We start from the raw sequence: 12,039 nt of genomic DNA, 5'->3' as shown, positions 1-12,039 counted from the left end.
CTCACCCCGCTCAGTCATTGCCGGCCATCTTGTTCATCTCCGCGGTGATGTCGATGCCGGTGGGGCACCAGGCGATGCACCGACCGCAGCCAACGCAGCCCGACGTGCCGAACTGGTCGTGCCAGGTGCTCAGCTTGTGGGTCAGCCAATGCCGGTAGCGCGACGCCCCGGACTGGCGCACGCTGCCGCCGCCGTGGACGTAGGTGAAGTCGAACTCGAAGCACGACGCCCAGTGCCGCCAACGCTCGGCGTGCTCGCCGGTGAGGTCGCTTACGTCCTCGGTGGTGGTGCAAAAGCAGGTCGGGCACACCATCGTGCAGTTGCCACACGTCAGGCAGCGGCTGGCCACCTCGTCCCACTGCGGCGATTCCCGCGAGGCGATCAGCAGCTCCCGCAGGTCCGTGTCCGGCATCCGGCGGCCCATGTGCTGGGCCGCGTCCTCGACATCGGCACGCGCAGAAGCGATTTCGTCATCGCTCGCGTCCCGGTGCGCCACCGCCGCGAGGACGTCGCCGCCTTCGTCGCTGCCGACGTCGACGAGGTATGACGGCGCGTCCCCGTCGAGGCGCTCCGTCAGGGCCAAGTCGTAGCCCGGCCCGGCCGCGGGGCCGGTGCCCATCGATGCGCAGAAGCACAGCCCGCCCGGCTCCGTGCAGTTCACCGCGACGATGAAGGCCCGTCGCCGCCGGCCGACGAAAGAGCTGTCCGGATACTCGGAGCGGCCTAGCACCCCGTCGAGGGTCGAGATCGCCGCCAGGTCGCACCCGCGCACGCCGAGGAACGCGTAGCGCGGCGCTGGCCCATCTGGTTCGGCCTCGCTCGTCCCGTCCCGGGTGCCGGCCCACAGTCGCTGCCGCGGCGGATGCAGGAATTGTTTGAACGACTGCGGCCCGGCCGAGTGCCCGAAGGCGGCGTCGTCGTCGCGGCGGCGCACCCGATAATGCCCCGGAGAGACGTCGACACCCCAGCCGCGCGGCAGCTCGTCCGCGGATTGCAGCTCCGCCAGCACGATCGCGTTGTCCCGCAACGTCGGACCGACTACCCGGTAGCCCCGCTCGATCAGCACCTCGACCAGCCGGTGCAGCCCGGCCGCGTCGAACGACGCGACCCGATGGCGTTCGCCGTCTCCGCTCACGGGCACACTTACTCGTTCACCCACTCGACGAAATCGGTCAACTCGCGCCGCGGCGTCGCGGGCAGCGGGTCGGCGTTGATGGGCGCCCAGCCCACCCGGAGCAGCATCTGCGGGTAGTTGCCGCCGCCGAAGATGTCGGAGCGAACCAGTTCGCGGGTGTCGGCGATCTCGAGTGGTTCGGTGACCGGGCAACTGGCCAGTCCCATCGACGTCGCGGTCAGGAGCACGACGCTGGTGGCCTCGCCGGCCCGCAGCCGCGCCAGCCGGTCGTCGGCCCGCGTCCCCAGCGCGAGCACCACGGCGTTGTCCTCCTCGGAGGACGATTCGGGCGCCTGCGGCAGCGTGGGGCCGGCGAAAAACCGCCCGGGTATCTTCGCCGCCGGGTCCGAGGCCGGCGTGCTGTGCGCGGGAACGCCCGCCACCGACGCGTAGCGCCCGCTCCACGCCGTCAGCTCGGCGAGGTAGTCGCGATTGAAGTGCTCCGCAACAGATTCGGCGACGATCTTGTTCAGCTTGTCGAGGTCCTCGACCTGGCACAGCGTCACGCCGTTTCGGGCGGCCCGGGCGGCCATCAGCGCGATGTCCCCGATGGGCACCGGCCAGGAGCTGTAGTGGCGACGGTCGGTGCGGCGCCGCGGTATCGCGGCGGCGAGCGCAATGTCGACGGCGTCGGCCGGGTAGGGCGACAACTCGATCGCGGCAAGGTGATTGGGGTCGTCCGGGTTCGGTAGCCGGGTCACCTTGGACAGCCAACCGACGGCGGCGAAGGCGACGACGCAGTGATGCAGCGCGGTGCCGCAGCTCAAGATCAGATCCCGGCCGTCCGGGTCGGTGTTGGGCAGCTGGCGTTCGGCGTCCGCGTACAGGTGCAGGCTGGTGTCGTCGACCCGCCACCGCCACGGTTGCGTGTTGTGCACCGAGGGGGCGCGGCCCGCCAGGGTCAGGACAGTCCGGACTGTGCCAGCATCCGGAAAGCGCGCGTTCATCGCTGTGGTTCCCTTCGGTAAAGCTTCGTCACGTCAACGATCGCGTAGGCAGAACGTGACGTGCGAGAGCACGACGGCACCTGGCAAAAGGACTTTGGGCCAATTGCGGAGCTCGACATGACAAGTCCTAGGCCGCGATGACGGCGACGTAGACGGACAGTTGGTCGCCGACCGTGCGCGCCGCCGCCCAATCGCCGACGCGGACCGCCCGTTCGAGGTCGTCCGCCAGCGGGCTGTCCGCGCCCAGCTCGGCGAGCCACGCCGACACGACGTGTGCGATCTCGTTACCGCGCACCGCGACGGTGCGACCCTCGTGCAGACGATCGGAGACCCGATACAAACGATCCCTCATGGCAGCCCCCTAGATCGGCTTAAGACTCCATCCGACCACTGCGCTGCGCGGGCCCGTAGGGCCAAATGGACCCGGCTGGGAGTGCTTCGGTCCTTCGTCACCCGGGGTGTTGGGTGGCCGGCCGGCCGCGCGCCGCCAGCGCGCCGGCGAGCGATGTGCCGGCGACCGTCAGCAAGGCGCCGAACATCAGCGCCGAGGCTTCGCCCGGGACGAGAAGGTGTTCCTCGGTGCCTATGGTGGCGGCGGCCACCGGCACGCCGAGCTGCGCGGCGGACAGCACCGCCAGCGTCAGCGGCTGGCCGAGCAGCCTTCCCACGCAATGCGCCAGCACGGCACCCAGACCCAGGCCGAGCCCCAGCAGGATGAGCTTCGGGTGCGCGCCCAACTCGCGCACCTGTAGCGAGGCGCCCAGCCAGACGAAGAACAGCGGGCTGAAAAACCCCTCGGTGATACCGAACAGCTGGCGCGCCAGCCGTCGCGGTTCGCCGACCATCGCGATCACCAGACCCAACGCGAAGCCCGCCAGCATGATCGATACGTGGGTGCTGGTTGCCAGCGCCGCCAGAGCGAACAGGACGACCAGGTTGGTGCGCAATTCCAGTGCGAACCGCCGCTTTTCGGAGTACTTGTGCAGGCGCTGGCGCCAGCCCTTGCGGTCGGCCGCTCGCAGGACGATGAATACCACCACCGCGCAGGCCGCGATGGCGAGCGCGCCGAGCGCCGCGACCGGCGCTCGGCGCAGGTCAATCACCAACGGCAGCAACACGATACTCGCGGCGTCGGCGATGGCGACCTGTACGGTCACCGACAGCACGTCGGGCCCCTGCAGCCGCAGCGCATCGATCACCGGCAGCGCCAGCGCCGCCGACGAGGACGCCATCAGCACCGCGTAGAGCGCGGCGTGCCCGGTGTCGAACGCCTCCCCGAGCGCGACGCCGAGGACCGCCGCGGCGGCGCCCACCGCGACCGCACGCAGCAGCGCCCGCGGCGCCGCCGAACGCAGCTGGGGATCGCGGATCGGGACGTGGGTGCCCACCACGAACATCACCAGCGCAAAGCCGATGTTGGCGAGCAATTGCAGGGTCGGGCTGGTGTCGTCGATGATGCCGAAGCCGGTCTTGCCGACGATGAGCCCGGCGGCGAGCTCGCCGATGACCACCGGAATGCGCAGGTGCGGAACCGACGCCAGCAGCGGACCGGCGAAACCGATCGCGGTCAGCAGTGCCAGGGTGTGGAAGCCGAACGCATGCACGTCAGGGGCCCTTCCGCGCGGTCAGCACCAAGTCATTCTGCATCCCGGTTCGCCGCCGGCAGGCAAGGGCGCCCGGAGAGTCCCGCGACGGCCTTTTCCTGCCCTATGCCGGAAACTCGTCGCTGACCGGCCATCCATACATCTCGAGATGTCGCTTGACGCGTTCGACCTCCTCGGGTGCGGGCATCTGATCCGTGATTTTGCTGATCATGACCCGGATAGTCGTAGCGTCCACCGGCAGGTCGCCGTGCGCGACGAGCTCAGCCGCGATCTGCATGACCTCCCGCTCGGACAAACGCCGACGCAGGACCGCCAGCAACGGGAAGGTGTCAGTGGCCGGAATCCCCGCGGGGTAGCCGGCGCGCAGGAACCCCAGAATCCGTGCGATGGCACCGGAAACAGACATCGGCTCTCCTCGGGCCTGGAAGCTGACTCGGCGCCCGATCTCGACGGCGTGATCGGCGAAGCGTTCGTAGTATCGGCCGAGCAGGGTGACGTCGACGGTGGCGGACACGTCATGGTTCCACGGCCTGTCAATCATCAGGGTGAACAGCTGGCTGTGCAGCTCGTCCATTGCGTCGTCGTCGTGCCGCATTCGCGCAGCGGCGACCGGGTCTCGGGATCGCACGACGTGTCCGGCGACGTTGCTGAGATCGGTGGCGATGCGACCCATTTCGGCGAAGTGACCGATCACCTCGTCGGGCAACGCGCAGGCGGGGTAACGACGGCGTGCGATTTCTGCCACGTGCGACGCCAAAGCACCCATGCGCTCGGCATCGGCGATGTTCTTGAGGTCGCCGATGACCATTCGAAGATCGCCTGCCACCGGGGCTTGAAGCGCCAACAGCGCCAAAGCCTTTCGTTGGGCGGAGCTGCCGTGCCGTACGATCTTGTGGTGGTCGCTATGGACACATTCGGCAAGCGACACATCGGCGTGCAGCACCGCGTGCGTGGCGCGCTGCATCGCACCAGCGGCCCGCGCGCACATGTCGGCGACGGAGGCTGTCAGAGCCTCCAATTGCCGATGGAATGCGGTGCGCATGTGCGCTCACACTAAGGCGGCTGTTGCTACGCGACAACGACTTTGGCTCCTGACAGCACTCGTTGCCAAACTCCGACCGCGGTCGGGACGCGCCGAACGTGCTCATTCGAAGTCGCAGCCGGGGTTGGGTGCGCTGTCGGAGGTGGGCGCGCCGGCCGGATCGATGTAGGTCACGTCGAGGACCAGTGGCGTCGTCCCCAGGTTGCGGGCGAGGTGAACGTGCTCTGGGCCCGTGGGGTCGGTGATGGCAGCCCCGGGGCCGTAGACGCCGTCTTGCTGACAGTCCGAGCCGTAGTGGGTCAACACGCCGGACTTGATGACGCCGTAAATCTCGCCCTGGTGTGTGTGCCAGCCGGTGCTTCCGTTTGGTGCGACCGTGATCTCGCTGACGATGTAGTCCTTGCCGTCGACGGTCTGCTTCGACAGGGTCACCGCGCTGACCGCGATCGGCGGCGTCGCGTGTGCCGTCGCGGGCATCGCGATGGCCGTCGCCAACGCCGCGGACATCAATCCGGCCGGCCGCGCATACAAACGGTTCACTGCGTTCCTCCCTGTCGGCGCCTTAGGACACTAACGGAACCGAGCCAGGTCGCGACCCTTCCGGAACCGACGAGGTTGGCAGAAGATGATCTATGCGCAGGAAGGAGCCCGCTATGTTTCTCCCGACCTCCATTCGGGGCCGGCTAATCGTCGGTGCGATCGGCGCCGGTGCGGTCGCCGGCACGCTATTGGCCACCGCGGGGACCGCCGCGGCCGATCCGCCACCCCGGCCGGCCAACTGCACGGCCGCCGACATCGCCGGTGTCGCAGCGGGTGTCGCCGCCTCGCTGTCGACCTACCTGTACACGCACCCGGACGTCAACGGGTTCTACACCGGACTTCAGGACCAGCCCAAGGACCAGATCCGCGACAACGTGCAGAACTACTTCAACGCCAACCCGCAAGAGCAGGCGGACCTGGAGAACATCCGTCAGCCGCTGGCCGACGCCAGGCAGCGCTGCCAGTGGACGCCGCTGCTGGGCGACAGCAGCGCCACCCCCTAGCGAAGGAGATCGCGATGAACCTGTGGGCGCGGTCGTGGACGGCCGCGGGGGTCACGGTGTTGGCCCTCACGGCGATCCCGGAAATCTATGCCGTCGTGCAGCCCCCCGGCGTGGCCAACGCCGACGTCTGCGCGAGCGTCGGTCGGCGCGTTTCGGTGAGCGGGTGCACCAACGTCGCCGACACGGTCAACACCTACGCCCCGCCGCCGGGCGACTATGCCCCTCTGCCGCAAGACTTTCCGCCACCGAACGTGAGCGTGTGCGCCGGTGTCGGCCGGCGAATCCACGTGAGCGGCTGCACCTAGAAGCGGTGTGGGCGTCAGCCCCCGGCGAGCGCGCGGTCGGCTAGCGCCGCGATCGCCGGCGCCAACAGCCGGGAGTATTCGAGCGTCAGGTGCCCCGCGTCGACGTAGACCAGCGTGTTGCCGACGACGACCGGGCAGCGCTTCGCGGTGCAGAACAGTTCGGAGAGGTCCGCGTACTGCCCGCCGCCGGCTTTGACGGCGGCGGCCTCGGCGGCCATGCCGGGTCGGTCGAACGCGTATGACATGGGCGGCGAGCATTCCGTCGCGTCCTCGAGGTGCTCGGACAGGCAGCCCGGCACCGAGGTGGTCAGGTGCGGAAGCGGCCCGAGCACGAGCACCTTGGCGCCGGTCTCGCGCAGTTGACTCACCAGGCGGGTAAGGCCGTCGTTCCAGGCCGGGTCGTACGAGGTGAAGCCCGAGCGGAATCCGTTGCTGTGGGTGGCGGTGTACCCGCGGAACACGCTCACCATGACGAGCGCGGGGTGCTCGGCGCGGAGCCGGTCCATGATCTGACCGCGCCACTGCCCGCAGCGCTGGATGTATTCGACCAGCGGACTGACCAGCGGGTTGGCGATCGGTAGGTCCATCATCGGGCAGGCCGCCTTGGCCATCGCTTCGAGTCGCCAGGGGCGCTGCGTGCCGATCTGCTGGAACGCCGGAATCCACATCGACGAATGCGAATCGCCGACCATGGCCACCGTCGTCTTGGAGGCGGTGTCGCCCATCGCGCACTCGGGCTGCCCGGCCTGCAGGGGGGCGCGCAGACAGCCGTTGAACAACATGGCCCCGATTTCGCCCGCCGCATCGCCGATCGACGGCTTCAGGTTCGACGGCACGGCCTGCACATCGGCCGATGCCGCGACCGCGGCCTGTACCTGCGAGAACACGTTCTGCACCGCCGCGTCGTAGGCCTCGATGTTGGTCCCCGTCGGGACGGGCCCGGCAGTGATGCTCAGCGGCGTGGCCTGCGCGCCGCGCGCGACCGCGACCGGCATCGGCAGCGAAGACACCCACATCAGCAACGCCACGCCCACGCAGGCCGCCGCCGACGTGGCGAACCCGCCGACCGCCAGGCTTTTCGCCGGCGACTTGCGCAGGACAGCGGCGTATCGCAACGGGTTCTCGATGAAACGCAGGGTGAGCCAGCCCAGCCCGCCGGAGACGACGACCGCCGCCACGAACCTGCCGGCCAGGCCCAGCGGATGGCCCACGATGATCGGGGCGAACACCAGCACCGGCCAGTGCCACAGGTACCACGAGTAGGACAGCCGCCCGATCGCCCGCATCGGCGACCAGGCCAGGACCCGCCCCGCGCCCCGGTTCGGCGTCGAACAGCCGGCGCCGAGCACCAGCGCGGTGCCCAGGACGGGCAACAGCGCGGCGCTGCCGGGATAGGGAATGTCCGGGGTGAAAACGACGCAGGCCCACAGGACCATGGCCGTTCCGACCCATCCCGTGATCACTGCGGCTCGCGCCGGAAGCCGGCTCCAGTACTCGGCCGTCAGGGCCACCAAAGCGCCGACGGCCAATTGCCAGGCCCTGGTGAAGAGCGAAAAATATGCCGCGAGCGGCATCACGTAGGTGATCAGCAGCGACAGCGCGAAAGACACGGTCGCGATCACCGTCACGAGCGCCAGGTACGGCTTCTTCGACACGGGCGCGTCGGTCTTGTCGCGCCGGCGCAGGCGCCGGATCAGCCACGCCGTGCCGACGATCAACGGCGGCCACAACAGGTAGAACTGTTCCTCCACGCCCAACGTCCAGTAGTGCTGGAACGGCGAGGGCGTGCCGCCGGCGAAATAGTCGACCTGCTGGACGATGAACCAGAAGTTCGGGACGTACAACGCGCAGGCGATGGCGTCCTTCAGGGCGCCCTGGGCCTGCACGACGGGCAGCAAGAGGGCCGCGGCGATCGCGGTGATGACGCCCACCGTGGCCGATACCGGCAGCAGTCGCCGGGCCCGGGCCCCATAGAACTTGCGCAGTCCGATGGTGCCGGTGGTGCTCACCTGGCGCCACAGCTGCCCGGTGATGACGAAGCCCGAGATTTCGAAGAAGATGTCGGGGCCGACGAAGCCGCCGCTGACACCGGGCATCGAGATGTGAAAGCCGAGGATGGCCAACAGCGTGAAGCCGCGCAAGCCCTCGATATCGTCGCGGAATCCGGTCTCTGCCGGCCGCTGAGCCTGCACCCGTTCGACGGGGCGAACGGTGTCGGCCTGGCGCGTGGTCACCGGCCTATGGTCCCAGAGGCGCTGCCGTCGGGCAGGAAAATGGCCTCCAGAGGCTCCTGTGAGACCGTTTTCGCTGGTGGCGGGGACCGACCTTCCCCTCACATCATCGGGGCAAACGGCAGCAGCCAGATTACCGACGGATCGACGGAACCCCGGTATTGCGGACAGTAGGCCGCCACCGAAGCGCCGACGAAGAAGCCGGCATCCCGCCGCGAGGAGATGTTCAGATCGGGGTCGTTCATCACCTTGAGCGCCAAGACGCTCGAGTCTTGGCCCTTATCAAGGGCGGCGCACACCGCATGCCCATGCGCGATCACGGCGTCACGGCCGTCGGTGTCGATCCCGTAGTTCTCCAGCGCCGCGACGAACGCATCATCGCTTGGGTCCGCCGACGCTAGTGCTGCCGGCGTCAGCGCGCTGGCGGACAGCAGCATCGCGCCGACTATCCACCACTTCGCGGAACCGACATTCATACCGGTCGCGGCCTCCTGTCGTTACGGGCGATCAATAGATTATGAGTCCGGGATCAGCGGACCCAGTGGGATCGAGGGGGCGTCAACGATCCCTGGCGGGAGGTCGGGCCCGGGCGGCTTCGAGGCCTGTGTCGGGCGCGTCGGCGCCGGGGAAGGAGACGTCGGCTCTGAAAGTGCCACGCCTCCACCGAGTCCCACGGCGCTCCAACTTAGCCCGCAGGAAACGACCGTCCCGGCGATGAGTTGTTTGAGCTTCAGCGCACGTCTCCCAGTCTCGATGGCCCACCCATAGCTCAGCCTTCCTCTGCTTGAGTGCCTAGAGCCGAACGGCTCGACCTCGGACGGGCCCCCCACCACTCCCGCCGGTGCGGCGACGGCGCGGGGCGGCGGAGCGCGGCGGCCGAGCACGCATGTGATCGCGGGCGCGGCTCATCACGTCACCCAGGGTGCGCACGTCGCGATCGGACAGCGAGTCGAACAGCAGCTCGCGCACCACCTCGATGTGGCCGGGCAAGACGGTGGCGACCCGGGCACGGCCCGCCTCGGTGATGCTGACGACGGTGGCGCGCTGGTCGTCGGGCGAACTGGCCCGGGTGATCAGGCCTTCCTTTTCCAGCAGTCCGGCCTGATGAGTCAGGCCGGAGCGGCTGTACACCACCCCGTCGGCCAGGTCGGTCATGGTGAGAGGGCGTTCGGCGTCGGCAAGTTTGGCCAGGATCTCGAACTGCACGTAACTGAGGCCCCCGTCGGCCAGTAACTGCTCCCGCACCGCGTACTGCAGCAGGCTGGCCGCCTCCATCAGCGCGAAGTAGGTCTGCAGCTGGACCGGGGTGAGGGCCTTGACCACACCTCGAGCGTAATGCTTCGACATCGAAGTTCCACGGGCTCGAGGCGTGGCCTCGGCGCCTCGGACTACTCAGTGGGAATCAGGATGGTCTTGCCGTGCAGGCGGCCCGAGTCGGAGTCCTCGTGCACCGCCGCGGCCTGCTCGAGCGGGCGGCGATCGGCGACCTCGATGCGCAGTTGCCCGTCGTCGACGCGGCGGACCAGCCCGGCGAGCTGGGCGGCGTCACTGCGGATGAAGACCCGCTGTGTGCGCACCCCGCGGCCCGGGTTCTGCGGCCCGAAAACCATTGTGCCGACGTGGAATCCGCCGTCGGCGACCACGCCGATCAGGGCTTCGGTCTGCTCGTCGGTGGTGCTGACCAGGTTGAGCACCACGTCGAACGGTGCGCCCTCGATGTCGATCGGCGAGCGGGCGTAGTCGACGTAGTCGACGATGCGGTCCGCACCCAGGCCGCGCAGCCGATCGGCGTCGCGCGCCTTGGCGGTCGCGGTGACGACGGCTCCGGCCTGCTTGGCGAGCTGGACGGCGTAGCCGCCGACCGCACCGGAGGCGCCGTTGATCAGAACCGACTGACCAGCGGCCAGCCCGGCGATGTCGAACAGCGCCTGCCAGGCCGTCAGCGCGGGTTCCGGCAGCGCCGCAGCGTCGGCCAGGGGCACCGACGTCGGGGCGGCGGCCAGCGATTCGGCCGGCACGACGGCGAATTCGGCGGCGGCACCGTCGGCGTCCAGCGGCAGGAAGGCCACCACGGCGTCGCCGACGTCCCAGCCCGTCACGCCCTCGCCGATCTCGGCGATGGTCCCCGCCACGTCGACGCCGGGAATGTGCGGGAAGTCGATCTTGTACACCTCGGCCAGGTAGCCGCCGCGGATGCCGGCATCCACCGGATTGAACGAGGTGGCGGCGACCTTCACCAGCACCTGCCGCGGGCCCGGCACGGGGCGCGGGGCCTCCTCGACTCGCAGAACGTCACTGCCGCCGTATTCGTGGTACCGCACTGCCTTCATGATGTCCCTCCTCGGTCAGTTGCTTCGAGTTCGAAGCAGTTGCGGTGCCTACAACTCGCTTCGATGTCGAAGCAATTCCCCCGGGGCTATGTGATCGTCGTCATGCTTAGGAGACGAGCAACAGCGCGGTGGTGACGAGCATGACGACCGCGGTGACGCCGTGGACTCCCCACGCGATCGACCTGGAGCCGCCGTTGCGCAGCACGATCGCCGCATCGGCGAGCGGAATGGTGGTGGCGGCCAAAATCGCCCAGCCGACCAGGTGGGTCACGCCGGCAATCATCAGGACGATGACGACGAGGCCCGAGGCGATGTCGCGCACGCCCTTGACGCTCAGGTAGGCGCCGACGCCCGGTTGGTCCAGGTCGGGCAACACGCCGTAGCCGGCGGCGGCGACGCGCGGCGCGACGAGGAAACGCGCGCCTATGAAGATGATGCCGGCGGCGAGCAGCCCGGCGAGGACGTAGCCGATGGTGGTGGTGATGGTCATGTCGCGCACTCCTGTTCGTCAGTGAATTGGTGAAAACGAGGTCGGGTCAAGCAATGTCGTCTGAACGTCGATGATGTTCTCGACGTCGAAGCCGGCCATGTCGGCGGCGAATTCCGGGCTGGCCATGATGCGCCGCGTGAGGTCGTCGGGATCGGCGTCCGGTAAGTATCCGATCAGCGCGACGAGCCGGTTGGCACCTTGTTCCGTCCAGACCCCGTGGGTGGTGACACCGAAGGCCTCGAAGGTGGGGAGGTGACGCGCCCAATGAACCGTCGCGTACTGTCGTAAGGCTTCGGGCGATCGCAGGGTGTAGATCCTGAGCTGAAACATCGAAATCTTGCTCCTCGCAGTGGGATTCGGCTGCTAGATCATCATCACCGCGCACAGGGCGGCCACGGCCAGGCCCTGCAGCGACGCCCGGGCGTTGATGATCGAGTCCCACTTCGCTTGCAGCGCACGCCCGTTCGGCAGCGCGCGACCCGCGTCGGCGGCCGCCGTCATCTGCCGGTTTATGGGTGCGCTCACCCGGGTGTACAGCGTGAGCCAGATCAACAGCAGGACCAGCGCGGCGCCCGCCGCGATCGCCTGCGGCCACTGCGCGCCGATCGCGGCCAGGACCGCGCTCGCCGCGGCGGTCACGATCCCGAGCACTCCGGGCAGCGGCATGCGCCCGTCGCCGTATCGGTGCACGCGCCCCATGACCGCGACCAGGGCCGCGTCGTCGACCGACGCCAAGGCCGGTCGCATCACCATCGCGCAGAACACGTCGGTGCCGTAGACCACCGCGGTGCCCAGCACCGCGATCAGCGCGGCGGCCCGGGTGATGTCGTGCAGGTTCATTTCGTAGCTCCCTCACTGGTTGGTGTTAGCAAC

The 12,039-nt window shown here is 68.8% G+C and carries 15 protein-coding genes and 1 pseudogene; 2 read left to right on the top strand and 14 right to left on the bottom strand.

Going from position 1 to position 12,039, the window contains the following annotated elements:
• Positions 1-10: 10 nt before the first annotated feature.
• The 7 genes and pseudogenes from A5712_RS00185 to A5712_RS00160 all read right to left on the bottom strand — a co-directional run bounded on the left by A5712_RS00185 (position 11) and on the right by A5712_RS00160 (position 5,307).
• The gene (locus A5712_RS00185) at positions 11-1,135 is read right to left on the bottom strand and encodes a 4Fe-4S dicluster domain-containing protein (RefSeq protein WP_231981888.1); all 1,125 of its coding nucleotides are present in this window, start codon (positions 1,133-1,135) and stop codon (positions 11-13) included.
• 8 nt (positions 1,136-1,143) lie between these two features.
• Positions 1,144-2,121 (bottom strand): NAD(P)H nitroreductase, encoded by a 978-nt coding sequence (locus tag A5712_RS00180; protein WP_068099973.1) that lies wholly within the window; start codon positions 2,119-2,121, stop codon positions 1,144-1,146.
• A 127-nt stretch (positions 2,122-2,248) separates the two neighbouring features.
• Positions 2,249-2,473 carry a hypothetical protein gene (locus A5712_RS00175; RefSeq protein WP_068099971.1) on the bottom strand — a complete coding sequence of 75 codons (225 nt, stop codon included), beginning with the start codon at positions 2,471-2,473 and terminating at the stop codon, positions 2,249-2,251.
• 97 nt (positions 2,474-2,570) lie between these two features.
• Complete coding sequence (locus A5712_RS00170) at positions 2,571-3,725, bottom strand: cation:proton antiporter (RefSeq protein ID WP_068099969.1); 1,155 nt, start codon at positions 3,723-3,725, stop codon at positions 2,571-2,573.
• Between the two features lie 103 nt (positions 3,726-3,828).
• Positions 3,829-4,131, bottom strand: coding sequence for a DUF3349 domain-containing protein (locus A5712_RS31580; RefSeq protein ID WP_231981890.1), 303 nt, complete (start codon positions 4,129-4,131; stop codon positions 3,829-3,831).
• 6 nt (positions 4,132-4,137) lie between these two features.
• Positions 4,138-4,767: pseudogene (phoU, locus tag A5712_RS00165) on the bottom strand (phosphate signaling complex protein PhoU); the annotation flags it as partial.
• A gap of 102 nt (positions 4,768-4,869) precedes the next feature.
• On the bottom strand, positions 4,870-5,307 hold the full coding sequence (locus A5712_RS00160; RefSeq protein ID WP_231981886.1) for a cupin domain-containing protein: 438 nt from the start codon (positions 5,305-5,307) through the stop codon (positions 4,870-4,872).
• 113 nt (positions 5,308-5,420) lie between these two features.
• Here A5712_RS00160 and A5712_RS00155 point away from each other — a divergent pair, with 113 nt between their 5' ends.
• A complete protein-coding gene (locus tag A5712_RS00155) occupies positions 5,421-5,810 on the top strand; it encodes a heme-binding protein (RefSeq protein ID WP_068099965.1) in 390 nt (129 codons plus the stop codon).
• Between the two features lie 14 nt (positions 5,811-5,824).
• Positions 5,825-6,115 (top strand): hypothetical protein, encoded by a 291-nt coding sequence (locus tag A5712_RS00150; RefSeq protein ID WP_156766328.1) that lies wholly within the window; start codon positions 5,825-5,827, stop codon positions 6,113-6,115.
• Between the two features lie 14 nt (positions 6,116-6,129).
• On the opposite strand, the gene A5712_RS00145 is transcribed toward A5712_RS00150, so the two are convergent.
• The 7 genes from A5712_RS00145 to A5712_RS00115 all read right to left on the bottom strand — a co-directional run bounded on the left by A5712_RS00145 (position 6,130) and on the right by A5712_RS00115 (position 12,006).
• Positions 6,130-8,349, bottom strand: a complete 2,220-nt coding sequence (locus A5712_RS00145; RefSeq protein ID WP_068099963.1) for an acyltransferase family protein — start codon at positions 8,347-8,349, stop codon at positions 6,130-6,132.
• A 98-nt stretch (positions 8,350-8,447) separates the two neighbouring features.
• Positions 8,448-8,783, bottom strand: a complete 336-nt coding sequence (locus tag A5712_RS00140; RefSeq protein ID WP_082973189.1) for a DUF732 domain-containing protein — start codon at positions 8,781-8,783, stop codon at positions 8,448-8,450.
• A gap of 355 nt (positions 8,784-9,138) precedes the next feature.
• Positions 9,139-9,621 (bottom strand): MarR family winged helix-turn-helix transcriptional regulator, encoded by a 483-nt coding sequence (locus A5712_RS00135; protein WP_369830336.1) that lies wholly within the window; start codon positions 9,619-9,621, stop codon positions 9,139-9,141.
• A gap of 113 nt (positions 9,622-9,734) precedes the next feature.
• Positions 9,735-10,676 (bottom strand): NADP-dependent oxidoreductase, encoded by a 942-nt coding sequence (locus A5712_RS00130; RefSeq protein WP_068099957.1) that lies wholly within the window; start codon positions 10,674-10,676, stop codon positions 9,735-9,737.
• Between the two features lie 106 nt (positions 10,677-10,782).
• Positions 10,783-11,166 carry a DUF4267 domain-containing protein gene (locus tag A5712_RS00125; RefSeq protein WP_068100020.1) on the bottom strand — a complete coding sequence of 128 codons (384 nt, stop codon included), beginning with the start codon at positions 11,164-11,166 and terminating at the stop codon, positions 10,783-10,785.
• An 18-nt stretch (positions 11,167-11,184) separates the two neighbouring features.
• Complete coding sequence (locus A5712_RS00120) at positions 11,185-11,496, bottom strand: NIPSNAP family protein (protein ID WP_068099955.1); 312 nt, start codon at positions 11,494-11,496, stop codon at positions 11,185-11,187.
• Between the two features lie 33 nt (positions 11,497-11,529).
• Positions 11,530-12,006, bottom strand: coding sequence for a DUF1772 domain-containing protein (locus A5712_RS00115; protein ID WP_068099953.1), 477 nt, complete (start codon positions 12,004-12,006; stop codon positions 11,530-11,532).
• Between the last annotated feature and the right edge of the window lie 33 nt (positions 12,007-12,039).

This window comes from Mycobacterium sp. E2327, from assembly GCF_001672675.1.
Classification (GTDB): Bacteria; Actinomycetota; Actinomycetes; order Mycobacteriales; family Mycobacteriaceae; genus Mycobacterium.
This window is presented reverse-complemented; position numbering and strand designations above follow the sequence as displayed.